A 21,894-nucleotide genomic window follows, 5' to 3' on the forward strand; every position below is an offset into this window, starting at 1 on the left:
CTAGGGGGCAGGTCTGACAAAAACTGAACTGCCCGCCGTCGTGCTCGCCCAAACCGCGGCCAGCGGCGTCAGACCGGAGGCGGCCCCCACGCCTCCGCCTTCGACAGCGCCATCTTCAACTCCCGGCCACCGGCCTCCTCCAGCAGGGCGCTGTCGCCCACCACCACGAGTAAGCTCCTCGCACGGGACAGCCCGACATAAAGCTGCTCCGCCGCGCGTTCCATGTCCTTGAAGCCGTTGACGCACAGCACCACGACGGAGCGCTCGAGGCCCTTGAAGCCCAGCACGTGGCCGTAGAAGACACCGTTGTTCGCATGGAAGTCGAGCCAGTACTCGGCGATGGTGCCGGCATTGACGTGCTCCAAGTGCGCCGGGTGCCGCGACTTGGTGGTCAGGAGAGCAATCTGGTTGTTGGCCCAGCCTTCGTCCATGAGCGCTTCGACGCAGTTATCGGCGGCATCGAGGGCGTCATCGGTAACGCACTCGACCCTCCGGACGGGCAGGCCGGTACCGCCGCGCGGCGTGAAGTGCTCGCCGGCGAAGGATTTGAACGTCTCGGCGATCTTCCGGGTGTTCCGCAGGTTTTCGTCGATGTGGATCGGCACCAGGTCCGCCGTCGGATGGTTAGTGCCGGAAGCCGCTCCGCCCCACCGCCGGTAGACGTCCTGGCGGTCGTCCATGAATGCGTACACTTCACCACTGCCGGGATTTGTGGTGCAGGCCAACAGCGATTCCCACCACAGCGGCGCAAAGTCTTGCGCTTCATCGACGACGACGGCGTCCAGCCGGTCGTGCGGGTCCATGCCGGCCGCAAGGTCCTTGAGGAGGCGGGGCATTTCCTCCTCGAAGTATTGCAGGTCGGAACCGTCGGGGACGCCCAATCTGCGCACGTACTCGTGGAACTCGCCGGTAAAGACGGGTTTGTTCTGCCGCCAGCCGGAAACCTGCTGCTGCAGGTACTGGCCGAGGCCCTTGTTGTAGCAGAAGAGCCCCACCCGCTTGCCTTCCCGGCACAGCAGCCGGGCCTTTTCCAAGGCGAGCCAGGTCTTGCCGCTGCCCGCACCGCCGGTGAACCTCACCCGCTTGATCGACCTGGTGGCCTGCAAAAGCACGGCTTGACGCTCGGTGAGGTGATCCTGTGCGTCCTCAGCTTCCTGCGGATCCAGCGACGCATCGGACCGCGTATTTAGGTCCCCACAGAGGTGGGGGAGGATGCGCTCCAGGAACGTCGGTGCCAGGGTCGTGACCCCGCCACCTTCGTGCTCAATTGCGTGCCTGATCAACCCGGCCGGTGACTTTATGTCGGTCTGGTCGAGTATCAGCGAGCGGGGGCATCCGGCCATCGTCCAGTCCCGTCGGACATCCGTGTAGGGAAGGCTGACCAGATAAGCGAAGCGGCTGCTGAGCCGGGAGCCGAGCCGGTCTTCGAGCCACGTCTTGAAGGCGTGCAACGAACCCTGGGACTGCGCGACAGGGCTCTTGATGTCGTGCTTGCCGGCCCTGTCGGACTGATACCACTGCCCGTTCTCGACGCCGACCTTACCGCCCTTGACTTCGATCGCGGCCATGCCGACGCCCGGCCACAGCACCAGCAGGTCGATCTCATGCTCGCGTCGGCCATCCCGGACCTGGACGGAATGGGCCAGCACACAGTCATCCGGCAGGCTGCGCCTTAGCGCTTCCCACACGGCCTTCTCGGCCAGCTGGCCGTCGCCGAACTCGGGTTTTTCCGGAATACATCTCACTGCTGCCCCCATGCCCTGTAACGGCGACCATGCCGCGCATTTGTGAACATCTTAGGTTGCCCGTCGGAATTACAACGGCTGCAAACCGGGGCCTTCTGCATGCGCGTCGGCAACGCCGAGCAATTTTATGAACAAAGCATTGGGCTGCGCCCCAGGCAGCACCCGCCGGATGTCCTCCAGCGCTCGCTGTGGAGTCACACCCGCCACCTTCGCCCCGTACAGCGCCGCCACCGTTGGCGTCCGGGACTCCGCCCGCACGCAGTGCAGAAGGACCGTCTTGCCCTCCGCCCGGTAGCGTTCGACGGCGGCCGCCGCCTCTCGGAGCACGAAGGCCGGATGCGCGTTGTCCCCGGCATCAAAGGAATCGACCACCCAGAACGTGGCATGGTCCGCCGCGGCGACGTTGGGAACATCCTCGGTGCCAAGCCGGCACAACGACACCACAGCGTCGATCCCCAACTCCGCCACCCGGGCGACGGAACGGACCCCGCCCAGCCAGACGCCGTCGTCGTGCGGGTGCTGGACGAGCACATCGGTGCGTCCCCACATGCTGTAGTCCTGCGTGACCGCCCGTGGCCACTCACTTACGAGGCGGCCAACACCAGCGGCGAGCTCCATGCCCAGCATCATCAGGTCGCGGGCGCGCAGCCCCGGCCAGCCGTGCAGGTGCCGGCGCCACTCGAACGGGACGGCCGAGAAGCCGTAGGCGGCGCCGAGCAGGCCGCCGGCGATGGCGGCGACCGTGTCCGTGTCGCGGCCGCCCAGCACGGCTTCCTCCAGTGCAGCCCGGAGATGCGCGGGGCCAGCAGCGGAATCGGAAGTGGAGTGGATGGCGCTCCACGCTCCCTGGAATGCCTCCACCACCCAACCGTTGTGGGTGAAGTCCCGCGGCCGGGACCGCTCAGCCGCCTCGATCCGCTCCAGCCACAGGGCCGCCCGCCCGGCCGGTAGAAAAGCAAGCCCCGCCCGGACATCCAGTTCGCCGGTGAGCACCGCCTGCCGGATGGCGACGCACCACAGGCCGCAGGCCTCCTGCGCGTTGGGGTCGGCGTGGGTGAGGGCGCTGACGGCCGCGGCCTGGGCCATGAGCTCCTCGGGGCTGCGGTCCAGGTAGGCCAGGGCCAGGGGAGCGGTGCGCATGAGCGAGCCGTTGCCGGCGCTCCGGCCGGTGCGGGAGTGGAACTCGGCGGCCGCCGTGAAGAAGTCCGCGGCGTCCGCGTCGCTCCGGCCCGCAGCAACGGCATCCCGGCGGGCTCCGGCCATGACGGCGCTGGTCTGCGCCCCCACGTCCTGGGCGTCCGCGGCCCACGCCGTCCAAGCCCGGACGGTCCCGTCGAGCGCGGAAGGGGCGCCGCGTGCCGAGAGGGATTCAAGGAAGGCCTCGGCGATCGCGATGGCCATGGACGTGTCGTCGGTCCACTCGGCGGGGGCGAAGCCGAACGGGCCGCCGCCCTTCATGCTCACCGGAGTTCCGTCGGGCAACGGGGCGCCGAATTCGTAGCCGGCGCCGAGGGCGTCGCCCACGGCAAGGGTGACGAGGACGCCGGCGGCGCGGTCGTTCTGCAGTGGGTTCAGTTTCATGCGATCTCCATCAGGGGGTGTTTGGTGTTCCAGCCGGTCAGGTGGGCCAACTCGGGTTCGCGGCGGGGGAGGGCAACGGCGATGCCCGCCGCTGCGACGTGCCCCGCCACGCGCGTGATGTGGCGGCTGCGCAGCGCGCCGTGGTTCCGGACCTCCAGCGCCGGCAGGCCGCCGTCGAACGGTCCGAAGTCCAGGGCCTGGACCGCGGCGGCGAAGTCCCGTGCGCGCTGGCCGGGCATCGGCCCGGAGGCCATCACATGCGGCGGAAGGAGCTCCAGATCGAGCAGCGCGGATTCGACCAGCTGGCGGTAGTGCCGGCGGAACAGTGTGTGGGTGCCGAAGACCTCCAGCAGGAGCGGCTGCTTGCCGAGCCCGATCACTACGCCGCGCTGGCCCTCGATCGTGGCCGGGGCGTCGGAGGCGTCGAGGCGGTTCGCCTCCCGTGGTTCGGCGGTGAACCGGTCCATGTGCTCCAGCAGGGAGCTGGTCACGGACCGGCCCCGGGCGGTGTCGAACCGGCTGACCCTGTTCCAGATGCGGCCCTGGCGGTCGGCGCCCCGCGGATCGGCCGGACCGGTGGCGAGCTCGGCCCAGACGTTCAGCGGGGCGCGGCGGGCCTGCCTCCGGTGGCTGGAGGTGCCTTCCCAGCGGCCGGCCTCCACGCAGTAGGTGTCGATGTCGCGGGTTTCGCCGGCGCCGAGCAGAACGTCCCGGGCGCACGTCCGGTGCTGCTGGCCGCCCTCGAGCAGCTCGCCTTCGAGCAGGAGGGCCGGGCGCGGGCCGTTGTTGGTGACGGTGAGGCGGTCGACCTGCGGGCCGCCGGCCAGCTCGGTGACGGCGACGTCGGCGTGGGTGCCGGTGCTGATGCCAAGTTCGCCGGCGCCCGCCGTCCACACGGGAAAAATGCTGAGCGGGCCGAGCGCGGTGCCTGCCCCGACGTGCAGCTGTTGAACCTTCATGATGACCTCCGGAATCTTTAGCTCAAATCTGAGCTAATTGACTCCAGTATGCACGGCTTGAATCTTTAGCGCAATACTGAGATAAATGATCCTGTGAAGACCACTAAAGGTGCCCCGAGTGCTTCCCTGCTGGACTACCAGCGGCCGTCGGTGGCGGTGGACACGGCGGTGCTGACGGTCGCGGACGGAAGCCTTTGTGTGCTCCTGGTGCGGCGCGGCGAGGACCACCAGCACGGCAGGTGGGCGCTGCCGGGCAGTTTCCTGCGTGAGCGGGAGCGACTGGCCGATGCAGTGCTGCGGTCCCTGCGGGAGAAGGCCGGGATCTCCGGGCGCGTGCCCCGGCAGCTGCACGTCTTCGACGATCCGGCCCGGGACAACCGGGGCTGGGTGCTGTCTGTGGCGCACGTGGATGTGGTGCAGCCGGCGGCGCTGGAGGAGGCGTTGAAGTCCGACGGCGTCCGGCTGGCTTCCGTCACTACGGAACCGGAGCTGATCGCCGGGCTGCCGTACGGGCACGCGGAGATCGTGGCGAAGGCCGTGGAGTGGCTGCGGACCGCCTACGCTGAAGCGCCGGATCCTGGGGTGCTGCTCGACGAGCCTTTCACGCTGAAGGAGTTGCGGGACCTGCACGAAGTGGTGGCCGGCACGTCGCTGATGCGCGATACGTTCCGGCGGTTCATGGAGCCGCAGCTGGCCGGAACCGGGCAGATGTCGGACGGGACGCGGGGGAGGCCGTCGCGGTTGTGGATGCGGGCGGGCCGCGAAGAGTAAGCTCTTGCGGCAGCCTTGTCATCAGTCGCCGAGGAGGCTCGGCGCCATGCCCGGACCTGGTGCCAGATCGGCCCTTCTCGGGATCCAACCGAGCCGTCCGCGAGATCAGTCTTAATGCAAGGTGTCGACCAGCTTCAACGCGAGTGCGATCGGATGGATGCGGATTATCTAGTGGAATCCTTGCCAACGTCCGCGTCGGTGGGGGAGCCGGGCGAAAACGTGACTCCCTGCGCGTGTGCCTTCGTGTTCGGAGTCGTGCCGTCCCAGCCAAGCTCCCGAAGCACCCGGTGGACGACTGGCGCGGCGCTGCTGGTGTTGCCTGTAGAAGAGACCCTGGCGACCTCAAGTAACGCATCTCTGAGCCTGGCCTCCTCGTCCGTGAGGCCCTCTCCATAGTGCGGGGCCAAGAGGAACGAGTGGCTGTCCGAAGCATGCGCGACGAGTGCGTCAAGGAAGATCTCGAGCCGCCTTGCTGCTGCAGCGATCCCGGATTCCGAAGGATCTGGATTCTTCATTTCAATCAGATTTAGGTGTTTTCCCCAGAGCTTCTCCTGCATCACGTCATTTTCCAGCATGAGGGCTGATCCAAATCGATTCCCTCCCTGCTTGGCTGGTAATGCCCGGCGAACATCATGAACGATCTCGTGGAAGTGGTCGTCGGCGAGTCCGAAGCCCACGAAGAGTAAGTGATGAGTAATGAGATGAGCCTTCACCAAGGCCGAGAGCGCTTCCCGCGTGGCGCTGTAGCCGAGGTAGTCGTCCCTAGTCAGGACTATGGTCTCGGGCTTATCGACCGACCCATGGAGTTTCAGCAGCCATTTCTGGCTTGCGGCCGTCCGGTCGTCCGGCTGATCGCCGGGAATAACCGTACGAGGACTTCCTGCGTCCTCAGAAGCTGTCTCGAAGAGAGTGTCGTAATTGAGAGTGATCGCCCCGTTGGATGGAAGACAGGCGAGAAGACTCGGAGCCAGGCCGTATTTCTTCACATCGACGGAGTCGGCTACGGCCCGGCCAAACCTGGCGTCGCTGTCAAGGGGAAATTTGTCGGAGAAGAACGATCGAAGGACGTCGGCCTGATCCAAATTGCTGAGTTTGGCGAGTGCAGCTTTTTCAGATGATTCGAGACCCGCTGCACCGGCAAGACGCTGCAAAAGCTGGCTCCAATTTGGAGCCCCCGCACTGATGCTGACGCCGGCGCCCATGAATGGAACTAATCTGCCGTCCCGTGCAACCTTAGCCAAATCTTTGGCCTTGGTCAGGAGGGATGGCGCAAGGGCGGACCACGCATCACTGCGTTCCCGTCGCTGCTGTTGCGCGAGAGCAAAGGCGGCAGCATCCTGAAAGACAAAGACGACGTCCACGCCCGCCTCGCCTGTGTGGCGGTAAGCCTCCTTGAGCAGCACCCGCAGAATCTCGCCTCGATAGATGTTTCCACCGCCTCGACCGGTACCAAAGAATGGCACTGCCAACACCGGGCGTACCGCGGATTCTGCGGTTGATTTACGACGCTCAGTGGTGGCGGCGGTCGCGACTTCGAGAAATGAACGGAAACGAGGCAGGAGCTGCTCTGCGTCGGTGACGCCCGACATCGGGACAGCTGTGAGGACCGGAATGGATGAATCGCGATTCCAGATATGAAGCGGAAATGCGAAAACCGATTCGTCTCTTATCGATTGAAGATTGTGGATTTCCAAGGCCTCCTCGAGCCAGGGCAACGCCACTTTCCAGTGATCACCAGGCGAAGCGCGGCGGTCGACAGGCAGCAGCCAAGCATCGGACTTGAAGTTGAGCAAGTCGCCCATCGTGACAAAAACGTGGCCTTTAGTCATTGGGACGGTATATCAGCTGGATTCTGCGCTGGCAAAGCGCTTGGGAGCAGCTGAGAAATCCTATCGGTGGGCAGGAGGCAACGTCGGGGTCTTTGTAATCGTCCATTCTGCGCGTCCAAACGATAACTGTCAGGGGTGCTAACTAACCTTGCGTAAAAGAGTTATTTTGTAGGTGGGGGGCGCGAGGAAATGGTTGAATTGGCGGCAAATGACGTCGCAGCGGTAGTTGGCTCTGATTACGAGGCCTGGAACACGGCTTTGGCTCACAGATTCTTCGGTGACGACAGGGCGGGGGAGCTCGTCTACTTGGACAAAGACGATGACGCCTTTGCCAAAGTTTGTGAGGACATCGGAGTGAACATCGATGATGCAGACGATTCGTTGGCGAATGCCGTCCGGTCGAGGCTTTGCTGGAAGGACTCAGGCCGGGCCGCGTTTGCTGAGTTCGACCGCATAACAACATTGTGGCTGTCCAGGAGGCGAAAGGCGCTGGCAAGTTCCATAGAGGTCCCGCCACCGCCGCACATTGCGCTGTTGACGCTATTTTCATTGGCCGCAGAACGCATCGGTGGCGCCAACAGCGATACGGGGGCTGTCGAATCTGGATACTACTCAAACCTCGAGGGACTCTTGGCTGTACCTCGCGCCGAGTCGGGAAGGTTCCGGACGTCCTTCATGAAATCCAGTGAGGCTTACTGGGAATCTCTGAGCCTCTGGCTCGAAGACCAAGACGGTCACAGGGGTATGCCGAGCGCCTATGCGCTGATGCATCGATATGTTGGGCTGCCAATTTCGCAAGCGTTGGTGCGCGCCCGCGAGCGCCGAAACTTGAAGAAAATGTTCGAGGAACAGGGCTTCGTCGCGGGTCAGACAGTCTCCCTTACCGACATGTACGGCGCTATTGACGTTTGGATCAACTCGGCCCGGACATCGGCCAACAAAGCCCTTGTCAAGATGTGGGCTTCATCCGAGCTGAAGAGCCGCATCGTTGAAATTGCCCTTGCCGAATTCGCCACGTGGGAAGGCGCACCGTCATCCGCAGAGGGGAAGGTGGGAACGGGGCCCGGACGTTGTCTTCTGACGCTCAGGGACGGGCGTGTCATGCTTCGGTCTGAAATGAGATTTGGATTGATTCTCGCAGGTGCCTCGCCCGGCGAAACATGCCGCATCGACGGGCTCCAGGACATGGCGAAGCAGTTCAGATTGGAGGCCCTAGGAGTCGGTTCGTCCGGATTTGATTTTCGTGCTGTCGGCATCGACGCAGGGTCCGCTATTGCCGGTGATCTACGGGTCGCCGTGGGCGCAGGGACCGAACGGCGTCGCTTTCCGAAAAATGTGGTCATCCTGACGCGTGACGCATTCTCCGCCGGCTATATCGAATCCGATCGCATAAATGCGGCAGCACAGTCGCGCGTTTTGGTCAAAGATGAACCTCAACTCACGTCGGCGGTGGAGAATATCCTAGCCGACGCTGCCCAGCCAGGATATTCAAGGATTCCTGGGGGGACGAGCGGTGTCCCCCAGGGCTGGGCCGTATATACGGATGTGGTCCTCTTACGCCCACCCGCGTCCGCGCTGGTGACAGCTACTGATCTCTCTGCATTTCAGCCGCGGCTTTCGACGCAAATGACGATCACAGGCGGACTGAAGCTCCCAGGGCATATGCCTCGTTGGAGTTCCCTCAGCCCGATCCAAGTCATGATCGCCTCAGAGACTGACGAACCCGTGGATCTGTTGTTGCTGACTCGAAATGAGGAGACACTCCAAGCTGAGGAGCATTTTGTACGCCGACGGCTGACAGTTCCCGCAGTAGTCCGTCTGGATGACCTTCCACAAAATTGTACGGACTTTACTTTGTCGCTGCGGCGAGGAAAGACAACGCTCCAGAACTTGGCTGTGAAACTCAGGAGCTCAATGGAACCAGTCCCTGACCTCGCCTTGCGCTTCAGGTCGCTGTGTCACGATCTGGAGGATCCTCTTTGGCCGATGCAATGTCTTCCCAATGACGATGCAGCGGTCCCTGGTCTCGATGGTCTGGCGTTATCGGCACCCCCGGTGCCACACTCCCGTCACAGCGTGGAGTCCCGCCCGAATTGGGCTGGCAGCGGCCAAAGACGTCCACGCGGGAAGCTGCTAGTCGTGGCGGGGCCTCCGGAGAACTCCTGCATTGTGACTGGACGCCATCGCTTCGAGTTTCCGACCTTTGACGGAAAGCGTCCGAAGTCGAGTTGGATGTACGGAGTCTGCACGCAATGCGGCATGAGTAAACGACAACCTACCTGGGTACGGAAATCCGCATCCTCCGGCGAAGTCACAGCCCGGCGCACAAGAAATACGTTGCCTGAGCTTTCTCCCATCTGCCCAAGTTGGAGCGCACTCATTGATGCCCTCTTCTTCCTCGGCGCTGGATCCCGTCGCGAATTTTCCACTCTCGCGAGACAACTCGAAGACAGCGCAATCTTTGAGAACCAGCTTCTTCGCGACTTGGAATCGTTAGGCATTATCGAGCTAGAGCGGAACGCTGACCTTGAGGTCGTTCGCTGGGAGTCCGCAGCAACATGTTTCGGTCAATTAGCCGACGAATCCTGGATGCTGACTGGGTATTGGAACAGGCAGCTCAAAGGTGAAGTTCTTGAAGCGCTGGAGGCGGCAGGCGCCACCATTTCAGTCAATGCGCCTGAACGCCAGTCACTGCACGTGATCGCTGATATCCCAAACGACCAGATCGCATCGATCGCAGAGGATTTTGGCGTCGACCTGGTCCCGAATGCTTCCATCGCGCTCGCCAGTGCGCTGCCACCTTTGTCCGCGGTGGGTGGAGGGCTGCATCGCGGCAGCATGCCATTCACAGAATCGTACGAGTACTTCAACACGCAGTCCGCCTCTTGGACCGCCATCGAGTCCGCGCAACTGCCGGGACTTTACCGGGTGTCGCAGAGTTTCAGTTCCCGATACTACTTCCGAACGGCCAAGGATGTGGCTGGCGATGTGGCGGCCATAGTAACCGTCGAATTGGGAAAGCACCTCGCGGCGCTGGAGACGAACCGCCCGCTTATTGCCTATGACCCGCTGGAAGCTACCTTGTCAGTGCCAGTCGGAGCCGAACTTCCAGGCATATACGGACGCGCAGCAGTCATGGGTGGTGGCGGCTTGCCTCACATTCAGCGGTCGGACCGGTCGACCACGTACTTCAATGTCCCCTCCGCCGCTGCCGAAGCGCTTATTGGAAAGCTAACTTCATGACCCAACACCCCAATCCGATCAGTGTCAGCAACGACTTGAAGGAGGCATTTTCGCGATATTTCTCGACAAACTATCGCCTGCGGTCTCCTGGATTGGCCGCGGATCGGGATGACCTTCTGGGTGCACCAGGACAAGTTTTTCAAGAACCCTTGGTCGAACCGGTCGTTCCCTATCCGACTACAGATGGCCTCATTGAAATTGCCGTTGCTGCCGGGTACTCGGAATCGGTTGGGCGTGTTGTTGGAGACGCTTTTTTTCGGCAATTCGTGAAGCCAGGTGAGGCAATCGGGGTTCGACGGCATCAAGCCATGAGCATCCTGACGAATAGAGGTGCTGGTGAGGCCGGCAAGAGAAATGTCGTCCTCACCTCGGGCACTGGATCCGGCAAGACGGAAGCGATCCTGTTGCCTATCCTGCTCCGGCTGGTCGAGGAGTCTGAGGGATGGAGCACGCCGGGACCAGTCAACACGTGGTGGACTGGGGACGCATTCAGCGCCATGCGGAAGAACGAGAAGCGCAAGGCGGCAGTCCGAGCGATTATCTTGTACCCCACGAACGCGCTAGTGGAAGACCAACTAACGCGTCTCCGCCTGGCTTTCCGGAGGATTTCCGAGACCCGTCCCGAGGCGCGGCTCTGGTTTGGCCGGTACACGGGTGCTACGCCCGGAAACAACGTACTGCCGACACCGTCCGCAAAATCGGGGGCAGTGTCACGGGTAATTCAGGAACTTCGTGAGATGACAGCAGAGTACGAAAGCCTTGTCACTGCTGGGACGGTCGACGAGAGTGATTTATCGCTCTTTACCGACCCAAGGGTTCACGAAATGGTGACCCGTTGGGATATGGTTCAGGACCCTCCCGACGTCATGGTTTCTAACTTCGCGATGATCAACGCGATCTTAATGCGAGACTTCGAGGCGCCGCTGTTTCGGCAGTCACGGGAATGGCTTGCTCAGTCTCCGGACCATGTGTTCACACTGGCAGTGGACGAACTCCACTCATACCGAGGTTCCGCAGGTAGTGAAGTTGCCCTGCTTCTGAGAAGGCTAATGAGTCGACTTGGCCTCGAGCCGGATAGCCCCCAGCTGCGCATTATCGCCGCCAGCGCATCACTAAGTCCGGACGAGCAGGGCTTGAACTTTTTGGAGGAGTTCTTCGGAGCGTCCAAGAGCAGCTTTGTCGTCACTGCCGGGCAGCCCCGCGCAATTGTGAGCCAGCTACCGATTAGTCGGGATCAGGTGCTGGCGGGACACGCGGCGGGCACGTTGGCGAGTCGATCTGCCGAACTCTCCGAAGCCATTGCGGCGGCTTGCTTCGACGAGTCGGACGGCAGGTATCGGGCACAGTCCCTCCACACAATTTCGCAGCGATTGTTCGGCAGCAATGATCACGAACTGACTGCACTTGAAGCAGTCTTCCAAGCTGTCGCACTCGGCGGACAGGTTGGCATCCCCCTCCGTGGCCATATTTTTGCCCGCGTATTGTCCGGATTGTGGGCCTGCAGCAGCGCCCTGTGTGCGGGGGTATCGTCCGATCGACGAGACAAGCACCGAAACGTTGGCAAGCTCTTCGGACAACCCGTGTCAGTTTGCGACGCCTGCGGCAGTCGAGTCCTGGAACTCATCCTCTGCGGCGAGTGCGGCGACACCAGCCTGGGCGGCTACGTCTTGCCATTCAGCGACGGAACGGAGAGCCTGAGTGCCACGCCGGCCGGCATCTTGTCGGACGCACCCGGATTGGTTACCCGGCGCAACCGGGGAATTTATCGTTGGTTTTGGCCAACGGTCGGCGACCAGGCACCGGTGGGTGCCGGCAGCAAATGGTCAAATCAGACATTCGATGTTGCATGGATCCGGGCACGGTTGGAAACCAGCGGACGCGTCGAAGTAGGTGCTCCGGAGGGAGCAAATGGCTGGGTGCTTCAAATCAGCGGCAAGGGCGACGCAAGTGCCACCCCCGCCATCCCTGGCAAATGTCCACAATGCGGACAACAAGGGCGCCAGACGGCTGAATTTGTGCAGGGCCAAGTTGCCTCTCCCCTGCAAGGTCACGCGACGTCGCCGGCTCAGACGACTTCTGTGTACCTCCGTCAGCTCCCCCGCACACTCGGTGAGCGGCCGGAGGATTACCGAACCATAGTGTTCACGGACAATCGAGATTCCGCGGCGAGGACGGCCGCTTCGTTGGCCACCCGTCAGTACAGCGACATCCTGGTTCAAATGCTCCGGAAGGGCCTCTCTGACGCAGCGGACACTGACATTGCGGACATCCTTCGACGGTTCACCTCAGACCCATCAGGTCTGAAGCCTGCTGAACTCGCTCAGGCACAACACATATTGCAGACCAATCCCGGGGCGCTCATGGCCATTATGCGTGAAACGGCCGGCGTCGCCACCCCTGCTGACCACGAGGTGTTGTCAGAGCTGGGCTCAGCAGGATCCGAGTCCATCGCATGGACCGACCTCCGAGTTCGGATCGAAACGCAGATGGTCGACTTGGGGATAAGCCCGGGTGGCCCGTCTCCCTTTGCGCAAAAATTCAACAAGGAGCCTTGGTACTCCTTCTACGCGCCGCCGGAACAGGGACTCTGGATAAAGGCGGATGCCGCCTCCTCAGCTGTCGCGCAGGAGAAGCTCGGCAACATGCTGGATATGGAGTTGGCTCGACAAGTGTTCGACTCTGGCCGGCGCGACGTTGAATCGACGGGGCTGGCCTGGATTCGAGCGGACGTTTCAGGGTCCGGAAGCGGTCTCAGCGACGATCTTGCGAGCGAGGTCGTCGCAAGCTGCGTGCGCCTGCTGGGCCTAGACCTCAACTACGAAGGTTCCTTTGCTGCCCGGTCGGACGGGATCAAGACCCCGACCGCGGTGAAAGACTACCTCAAGCGTGTTTCGGTCCGGCACGGTGTCGACGCCGCAACGCTCGAGGCGTGGGCATACGGCGTTCTCAAGAGTCAGGGCCTGTCCCATGACGGATGGATCCTAAAGATTCACGGATCGACGAACCACATCCGCTTCGCCCCTCCACCGGGCCACGTGTGGACTTGCGACCGCTGTGGTTTTGTCCATTTACAAGGCTCTGCGGGAGTCTGCGCCAACAAGGGCTGCGACTCCACCACACTGACGCAACGCGAACGACCGTCAAACGGTGGTGATTACTATGGGTGGCTTGCGAGCCAGGACCTGCGGAGAATCGCCGTTGCCGAGCTGACCGCACAGACCAAGCCTGCCAGCGAACAGCGCAAGCGACAGCGCTGGTTTAAAGGTATCCAGCTGCCGGCGCCTCAAGAGAACCCACGCACCTGCCAGCTTGATGTTCTCAGTGTGACTACGACCATGGAAGTCGGCGTCGATATCGGTGCGCTCAACGCAACTCTGATGGCCAACATGCCGCCTCAGCGGTTCAATTACCAGCAGCGAGTCGGCCGCGCCGGCCGCGCCGGCCGCGCCGGGCAGGCATTTTCATTCGCCATCACATCCTGCCGCGACTCGGCCCACGATGAGTACTACTTCAACAATGCTTACCGCATGACAGGAGATCTTCCTCCCCAGCCGTTCCTCGACTTGGGGCGTCCCCGCATCGTTCAGCGCGTCGCAGCATCTGAGCTCCTCAAACGGGCCTTCTCATCGGTGGCGGGGGGGCCAGGATGGTCTCCCGACAGCTTGCATGGATCTTTCGGAAACGTTGAATCCTGGCCCGAATACCGGTCCGGAGTCGCTGACTGGCTGAGTACGCATCCAGACGTAGGCCACGTCGTTCGACAGCTGAGCCGCTACACGAGGCTCACAGAGACGCACGTCCTGGAGATCGAGCGTTGGGCGCGAATTGAGCTTGTCGCTGAAATCGACCGCATAATTGCGCTGCCAGAACGAAGCGACGAGGAGCTTAGTCTGGTCTTGGCGCTCGGCGGTCTCCTCCCCCTCTTCGGATTTCCCACAAGGGTACGCAATCTTTACGACGGTGAAGTCATGGGGAGAGTGCTGGACAACAACGTTGTTGCCGACCGTCCGCTTGCGCTGGCTGTAACGAACTATGCCCCAGGCGCCGAAGTTGTCAGAGACGGACTCGTTCACACGGCAGCAGGGTTTGCCCACTACGAGAAGACAGGCAGATCATGGTCGCCGGCCGACCCGCTGGGGGCTTCCCACGAAGTTGTGTCATGTCCGGATTGCGCAACGACATTCATTGACCGGAAAGTCGACGACTCTTGCGAGAACTGTGGCTCTCAAGTGGTGCGGTTCTCCATGTTTGAACCGCGAGGGTTCAGAACGACTTACAAGCCGCGTCCCTACCGTATCGACGGCTCGCGAGCACAGTCCAAAAGCCTGCCTACATTCGTTTCCGCCCAAAAGGAGACGTCGCTCGAAGAGGTCCTGGGTGTCGATGTCCGTCTATATGAGCAGGGCAAGTTGCTGCAGTATAACGACAACAAAGGACATCTCTTTGATCTTAAGCGGCAGGGCGACGGTTCTGTGGTCGCCGTCGACAAGACGATCTATACGCGGGGTTGGAAGGATATGCCCACATCGGGGATCGACATCGGTAAGAGCGCAATCGGAGAAATCCGCACCACGGACGCGGTGACGGTAGCATTCACACGCCTGGAGACGCCAACAGGTGGCCTCCCGACCTCCGCAGGAGTACTGCCAGCAGGAATGTCTGCTCTCTGGTCGCTAGCAGAGGTCATGCGCGCAGGGGTGAAGGCGCAGCTAGACATCGATCCGCAGGAGATGCAGGCAGGCCTGCAGCATCTGACCTCTGCTGGTGAGCCGACAGCCAGAGTGTTCCTGGCCGACAGTCTGGATAACGGGGCGGGCTACGCCGTGGAGATAGCCAAACCGGAAAATTTCAAAGCCCTGCTGCGCTCCACCCGTGAGACATTGCGGGTCATGTACGAAGCAGAAGGCCACGTGGGGTGTTCTACGTCTTGCCCCGACTGCCTGAGGTCGTGGGACAACCAACGCCTCCATGGCGTTCTCGACTGGAGATTGGCGCTCGACATGCTGGATTTGTGTGCGGGAGACGCGCTGAAACTCGCCAGATGGTTCGATCGCAAGCAGGATCTTCAGTCGGCAGCGCAGTCTATCGATCCTGGCTGTGAGGTCGTGGCGGTAGGGTCCTTGGGAGTCCCGGTCGTGCTTATGCCAGATCAGAAAGTCGGAGTCGTTGTGGGCCATCCCCTTTGGTTCAGAAGCGCAACCGGGAGCACAGACATACGGCGGGAAAAAGCCGTTGCCGAAGCGAAACACGAGTTGCCGGGGTACCGACTTTCAATGAGCGATCATTTTGAGTTTGACCGGCGCGCGCTCTCGGTGCTCGTCTCCGCGATCGAGGGCGAGGCTGTGTCTCTCTGAGAATGGCCTCACCGTGGATTCCTTGTGTCGGCTTGTCCAGCTAGTTCCTGAGCGAGCTGACACGAGGAATCCCCCTTGTTGTCGGTGATCGCTAGTAGCCTGGCGCAGTGACTAATTTCAGCGGGGGAAGAGCGGCGGAGAAGCTGCACGAAGGATTGTACGAACTCCTCAACACGGATGCGCTCGGCAATTTGCTGAATACCACTCCAGAACTCCATCCGGTCTTCGCAAATGTCGAGGACGAAGACACCCCGGACATCCTCTCCCGCCATGTGGCCGACGCCGTCCGCCAGGCTCTCGCCGCAGCCAAGCCAAGTGACAGGGTCGGTCTGGCCAACCGCATCCTTGAGGAACTCAGCACCTCAGACCGCATCGCCGCGGGCCCCACGCAACTCCACTCCCTCCACCGTCCGGATGCACTCAAACGCCGCCAACTCCGCCGTCCCACCACCAAGCTGAGCGAGTCGGCCCTCCTGACCAACAGCAAGGACGATCCGAACCTCGCGGCCGAGCTCCGAACCGAGATCGAGTCCGCCAACACCGTGGACCTGCTCTGTGCCTTCGTTCGCTGGACGGGACTGCGCCTGCTCCAGCCGGCGTTGGAGCAGCTCAAGGAGCGCGACGTCAAACTCCGAGTCATCACAACCACCTACATGGGTGCCACGGAACGCCGCGCCATCGACGAGCTAGTCACGCGTTACGGCGCCGACGTGAAGATCAACTACGAAACCCAGGCCACCCGTCTGCACGCCAAGGCCTGGCTGTTCCGCAGGGACTCCGGCTTCGACACGGCCTACGTCGGCAGCTCAAACCTCAGCCAGGCAGCCCTCCTGGACGGACTCGAGTGGAACGTCAGGCTCAGCTCCGTCGGCACGCCCACGCTGCTTCAAAAGTTCGAGGTCACCTTCGACAGCTACTGGGAGCAGCGGGCCTTCCAGAGCTATGACCCTGAGCGTGACGGCGAAAAACTCGACGCCGCACTGGAGCGCAACGGCGGTCGGCGAACCGCAGCCCCTGATGCTGCCACAGGCCTTGAAGTCCAGCCGTTCCTCCACCAGGAGGAGATGCTCGAGGACCTGGAAGCCGAGCGGCTCAAGGGCTTCAGCCACAACCTCGTGGTCGCGGCCACCGGAACCGGGAAAACCGTGATCGCGGCCCTGGACTACAAGCGTCTGTGCGAAGCGGCCGGCCGTGATCTGAAGCTGCTCTTCGTCGCCCACCGGCAGGAAATCCTCAAACAGGCCATGCGCACCTGCCGGGACGTCATGCAGGACGGTGCGTTCGGCGAGCTCTACGTGGGGGACCATAAACCGAAGGATTGGAAGCAGATCTTCGCGTCGGTGCAGTCCCTGTCGTCCCTCGGCATCGAACAGCTGGAACCGGACTTCTTCGACGTGGTCGTGATCGATGAATTTCACCACGCCATGGCGCCCACCTACCGCCGGCTGCTGGACCACCTCCAGCCGCAACAGCTCCTCGGACTGACAGCGACGCCGGAACGCGGCGACGGCGTCGACGTCGCCAAACAGTTCTTCGACGGCCGCACCGCCAGCGAACTAAGGCTGTGGGATGCCCTGGACGCTGACCTGCTGGTGCCGTTCCACTACTTCGGCGTCTCGGACGACGTCGACCTGAGCCAGCTGGAATGGAAGCGCGGCAATTACGACGTCACGCAGCTGAACAACCTCTACACCGGCAACGACGCCCGTGCCGCGAAGGTGATCCGCGAACTCCGCGACAAAGTCACCAGCACGGACCGGATGCGGGCCATCGGCTTCTGCGTCTCGGTCCAGCACGCCCACTATATGGCCGAGGTTTTCAACCGTGCCGGAATCGCTTCCGTTGCGGTCGACGGCAGCACCGACGACGCCGACCGTGCAGCGGCGCTGGAACGCCTCCGCCGACGGGAGATCAACTGCATCTTCGCCGTCGACCTTTTCAACGAAGGCCTGGACCTCCCGCAGGTGGATACCATCCTGATGCTCCGGCCCACGCAGAGCGCCACGATCTTCCTACAGCAGCTGGGGCGGGGGTTGCGCCGTGCTGAAGGCAAGGCGGTGCTGACGGTCATGGACTTTATCGGACAGCAACGGCGTGAGTTCCGCTTTGATCTGCGCTACCGGGCTTTGACGGGGTATGGGCGCAAGGAGCTGGAAAAGGCCGTCGAGGACGAGTTCCCGTATCTGCCGTCGGGCTCGCAGATCGTGCTGGACCGTGTGGCGCAGAAAGTAGTGCTGGACAACATCAAGGCTCAGCTGCGGTTCAACCGGGCGCAGCTGGTCCGGGATATTGCTTCGTATGCGGAGACCGAGCTGGAGGCCTACCTGGAGCGGTCCGGGAGCGACGTGAAGTCGATCTACCGTTCGACCAGGGACTCGTGGACCGGCTACCTCCGCCAGGCGGGGCTGATCGAGGGGTTCTCGCGGTTGGAGGCAGTCCTCAGCGGGAGGATCCAGGAGCTCACGGATGCCGATGAGAAGAGGCTCCTGGGCCGCATGGCCGCCCTCATCCACGTGGACGATCCGGAACGTGCCGAGGCCTACTCGATGCTGGTCAGCCCCGATGCGCCGCGCTACGCGGAGCTAGGATTGCGAGAGCAGACGTTCGCCCGGATGCTGTTCTACACGCTTTGGGACGACGGCGGCGGTTTTCAGACGTACGACGCCGGACTCGACTATCTGCGCGGCTACCAGTTTGTTTGCAGCGAGATCCGCCAGCTCGTGAGACTCGGAGTCGCAGCGTCCAAGCACGCCGCCAAGGGGCTCGGAGCGGGGCTGCAGCACGTTCCACTGCTTTCGCACGCGACCTACCGGCGCGAAGAGGTCCTGGCGGCCCTGCAGTACGGTTCGTTGGAGCTGGGCAAGAACGTGCAGCACCGCGAGGGCGTTGCCTGGTGCCCGGCGACCTCCACCGACGCCTTCTTCGTGACGCTCAACAAGGACGACAAAAAGCACTCGGCCACCACGATGTACAAGGACTATGCCATCAGCCCGGAGCTGTTCCACTGGGAGTCGCAGAACGCGACCTCGCCCGGGAGCCCGACCGGTAAACGGTACCTGGACCGGGCTTCACACGGCTCGACGATCCTGATCTTCACCAGGGATACTGCGGACGACGACACCGGCCTGACGGTTCCTTACACGTGTCTCGGGCAAGTGGACTACGTGCAGCACGCCGGCGAGAAGCCGATCGCGATTACCTGGAAGCTGCACCGCCCGATGCCAGCTGATGTCTACGCGACAGCGGCTGCAGTGGCGCAATAACTAGGCGGGGGACCTGTTCATATATGGGCGATAGCAACTGCTGAGTAACTTATTCATGGCTGATCGACTTGATGAGAGGAACCGTCGACAGCGCACTTTGAGGAAAGGCTGCCAAGAGTTCCCTCCGGAGCGGTTCTTGTCACTGTGGACGGAACCGTGGCATTAAGTGGCATTAAGAAGTAGCAGGAGCGTCACAAGTACTTCGGCAAGACCCGCGCGAACGTGTCTCCCGTGGTCACAAGCCACTCGACGAGTTGTGGCGACTGAGCCTGGTCTAAGAAGTCGCCGGGGCGGCTGATGACGAGCTTGGATGCCTTGCGGTCGGGCTTGTCGTCCCACTCGAGGACGAAACCGAGGTCTGCTTCGATGGCGTCGCGTTGGTCCAGCAACTTCGCATAGAGGTCCTTGTCGTTGCTGATCCAGAAAAGCGTGGTGACCAGTTTCTTCTGGGAGTTCACTTGGAGCGAGATTTGCCCACGGGAGTCTCCGATGCTGACGTCGTACCAGTTTTGCGGAAAGGGCTTGCGCCAAGTATCGATGTTCGTCGCGTTTATAAGGCCGTGGTCACGAACCCGCTCGAAGAATTCAAGCTGGGCGTCCTTCACGGAGACCTCCCTTATGGTCCTGGCTTGAGGCTTGTTCTTCTTGCGGCGTGCAGCGATCGCCTCCTCGTCCACGTCGAGACCGGCGGCTTCCGCGAGTTCTTCTGCGCCCATGAACTGCTCGGGATCCGCGTGGCCTTGTGCATCGAACCGGAGCCCCTCCTCCTCAAGCGCCACGCGGGGGTCGTCGTCGCGGTCGGGCTCCGTCCAACGGAAACCGGGCGAGATCGTCCCGCCGCTCTGCAAGACTCGCCAAGCGTTGGCAATTGGGAAGTTCGCGATAATTGCAGCCAATGGCTGGGCCCAGGTGCCGGCCACGATCGCGACGTCGCCGTACGAAGTCCAGCGCCCTGCCGGGATCTCGACGACGATCGCAGCAACTTGGCTGCGCAGCGCAGACGGCTCGTCGCCGACTGCGATGATGCTCTCGTCCGGGCCAGGCCACATCTCAATGATCTTCTCTGCTAATTCAGCGCTACGGGCGCTGATCTCGTCGACGCCCCACGTGGCGTGCACAGCGATTGCCTGGTTCATCGATACGCCGCTCTTGGCCAGCATCTCGCGCTTCTCTTCGAACGGCTTGTTGCTGAGTTCACTGTTGTACCCGCTCAGAGTGAGGTTGCCGAGCGTATGCACGACCCGCTCGTGTTCGTAGTCGATGTCCGCATCGGCGCTGAAACCCGCCGCGAACGTCTCGCGCACGGAATCAGTCATCGTCTGTGGCAATACATGCTCGATCGTCAGATGCCTAGGGTCGAGGTCGACGATCTCCTTCGGGCGGTATGCCTCCTCGAGCCACTGCAGGATGAGCTTTTTTTGCGTTCCGCGGCCCTGCCAGTAGAACGCGATCGCCGTGGCAGCCTCGCGAACCTGGAGGTCGGTCGCGAAGTGTTTGCGGCCGCGGGACAGGAATTCGCGCAGCGCGACGTCGATCTGGTCCGCATCACTGATCGCACCGACAGCCTGGAGTAGCGTTCGGTTCAGATTTGCGGTGGCGCGCCCAATCACGATGCGCCGTACGAAATACGACTCCAGGTACGTCAGCGCGCGCACAACTTCATCGTCAGCCGCGGTGCCGGCAGCACGTCGGGCGAGGATCTGCATAACCACCGGATATGCAGTCGTCGAGCCCCAAGCTCTGATCCTGGTGAGGCGACGGCGAACCTCGGCGTGCTTCTCCCCCGTAGGCGCGAGAATCGTCGCAAGCACGTCACCCAGCTTGGCGATACGGATCACCTCGGCCTCGACTTCCTCGATCGTCTTTAGTCTCTCGAGCCGATGTTGCTGTCCGACGTAGGTGTCCGACTGCTTCGCTCGTTCGTCGCGCTGAGCGAGGTCGAGCCAGAACAACAGCTCGAGATTCTCAGAGTCGAGTTTCCTTTCCAGCGGAAGCCAAACGTTCTCGTAAACCATCTCTGCGCGATCACCGAGCCGCATGAACAAATAGTTCTTGAGCAGGTCACTTTGCGTCAGCCGGAGGCCAGTGTTGTTTAGCGACTCAAAGATGCGGTGTGCGTTGTCTGACGGCTCCGCCGTGACGACGACGAGCGCGAGACCGCGTACGACGGCGGCTTCGAGCAGTTCCAGGTCATGCGGATCATCCGGGTCGTCGGCCGCGGCGATCTTCGAGCGGAAGAACCGGTACGCATCGCCGACAGCGTCCTCCCCGCCAGCGTGCGGCGCACGATTGAGCACCGCCATGTAGGCAGGCCGATCTGTCTGGGTCGGCATGACTTTAAGCGGCTTGCCGCTGTCAAAGACGTTGATTAGGTACTGGGCGTCAATGCCGCTCGCCCTATCGGTTTTCCCGGTCTCGATCAAATGATCGCGGAGCGCAGCCAGAAGGAGAGTCAGCGTGGTCAGTCGCTGCTGGCCGTCGACAACAAGGAACTTGTTGACGCCGATGGCGCCGAAGTCAGGACTGCTCGCCAGCACGAGAGAGCCGATGAAGTGCGATGCCTTCGGGTCGTCACCAAGAGTGCGCTCCAACTCGACGACGTCCGACCACAGTTGCCCGAGCTGCTTCTTGCCCCACGAGTACACGCGTTGGTAGAGCGGAACCTGGTACTGCTTCTTGCCTTCCAGAACACCCGCAAGTGTCCCGTTCTCCGCTCGAACCACACATGCCTCCCTGGAATTACGGTAATGGAACGAGACTACATGGGGCGGAGTTCGTGAGCCCCGCGTCGGCCATGGCCAGCGGACCCCCACGAGCCGTCTGCCCACACGCGGCTGTCATCGAGGAACAGCCCCACGGCGGCAGCGGCTGGCGTCCTGTCGTCATAACCAATATTTGTCCGTTCGCCTCAGTTTCGACCTTCACGAGAGTTAGGCTGTGGCGCCAGATGAAACCGTCCTTCCGGGTCCAGAAATACGGGACAGGATCAGACGCGTGACGGGTCGTAGTTGAATTTGGGCTAAACGAGTTCGGAATCCGCCGTGTTTCGGCGCTTGCGGTCCTTTGACTGTCAGCCAGATGGAGGAGTTGCATCGAATGTTTTCGGGGGTTACATCCCACTCCGCCATAACTTGTCGGCCCTTCCCATT

General features: G+C 62.1%; 9 protein-coding genes. 4 read left to right on the top strand and 5 right to left on the bottom strand.

The genetic code is table 11. From position 1 onward, the window contains the following. Nucleotides 1-68: 68 nt before the first annotated feature. From ABFP37_RS10440 to ABFP37_RS10450, 3 genes are read right to left on the bottom strand one after another with little or no spacing between them, the layout of a single operon-like run. Nucleotides 69-1,757, bottom strand: coding sequence for an NERD domain-containing protein (locus tag ABFP37_RS10440; protein ID WP_347033521.1), 1,689 nt, complete (start codon nt 1,755-1,757; stop codon nt 69-71). A gap of 57 nt (nt 1,758-1,814) precedes the next feature. Then, nucleotides 1,815-3,326, bottom strand: a complete 1,512-nt coding sequence (locus ABFP37_RS10445; protein ID WP_347033522.1) for an ADP-ribosylglycohydrolase family protein — start codon at nt 3,324-3,326, stop codon at nt 1,815-1,817. Next, nucleotides 3,323-4,285 carry a DUF6569 family protein gene (locus tag ABFP37_RS10450; protein WP_347033523.1) on the bottom strand — a complete coding sequence of 321 codons (963 nt, stop codon included), beginning with the start codon at nt 4,283-4,285 and terminating at the stop codon, nt 3,323-3,325. The genes ABFP37_RS10445 and ABFP37_RS10450 overlap by 4 nt, the downstream gene beginning before the upstream one ends. A gap of 93 nt (nt 4,286-4,378) precedes the next feature. On the opposite strand from ABFP37_RS10450, the gene ABFP37_RS10455 reads away from it, so the two are divergent. Then, on the top strand, nt 4,379-5,056 hold the full coding sequence (locus ABFP37_RS10455) for an NUDIX domain-containing protein (protein WP_347033525.1): 678 nt from the start codon (nt 4,379-4,381) through the stop codon (nt 5,054-5,056). Between the two features lie 164 nt (nt 5,057-5,220). On the opposite strand, the gene ABFP37_RS10460 is transcribed toward ABFP37_RS10455, so the two are convergent. Next, a complete protein-coding gene (locus ABFP37_RS10460; RefSeq protein ID WP_347033526.1) occupies nt 5,221-6,885 on the bottom strand; it encodes an SIR2 family protein in 1,665 nt (554 codons plus the stop codon). A gap of 189 nt (nt 6,886-7,074) precedes the next feature. Here ABFP37_RS10460 and ABFP37_RS10465 point away from each other — a divergent pair, with 189 nt between their 5' ends. The 3 genes from ABFP37_RS10465 (at nt 7,075) to ABFP37_RS10475 (ending at nt 18,745) form a co-directional block, all read left to right on the top strand. Continuing rightward, on the top strand, nt 7,075-10,128 hold the full coding sequence (locus ABFP37_RS10465; RefSeq protein WP_347033527.1) for a hypothetical protein: 3,054 nt from the start codon (nt 7,075-7,077) through the stop codon (nt 10,126-10,128). Then, nucleotides 10,125-15,482, top strand: coding sequence for a DEAD/DEAH box helicase (locus tag ABFP37_RS10470; protein WP_347033528.1), 5,358 nt, complete (start codon nt 10,125-10,127; stop codon nt 15,480-15,482). Before ABFP37_RS10465 ends, ABFP37_RS10470 begins: the two co-directional genes overlap by 4 nt. 107 nt (nt 15,483-15,589) lie before the next feature. Next, nucleotides 15,590-18,745: a DUF3427 domain-containing protein gene (locus ABFP37_RS10475; protein WP_347033529.1), complete on the top strand. Its 3,156-nt coding sequence runs from the start codon at nt 15,590-15,592 to the stop codon at nt 18,743-18,745. A 191-nt stretch (nt 18,746-18,936) separates the two neighbouring features. Here the strand turns inward: ABFP37_RS10475 and ABFP37_RS10480 are convergent, their stop codons facing one another. Continuing rightward, nucleotides 18,937-21,468 (bottom strand): DUF4268 domain-containing protein, encoded by a 2,532-nt coding sequence (locus tag ABFP37_RS10480; protein ID WP_347033530.1) that lies wholly within the window; start codon nt 21,466-21,468, stop codon nt 18,937-18,939. Between the last annotated feature and the right edge of the window lie 426 nt (nt 21,469-21,894).

The sequence above is a fragment of the Burkholderia sp. RS01 genome, assembly GCF_039748055.1.
Classification (GTDB): Bacteria; Actinomycetota; Actinomycetes; order Actinomycetales; family Micrococcaceae; genus Arthrobacter.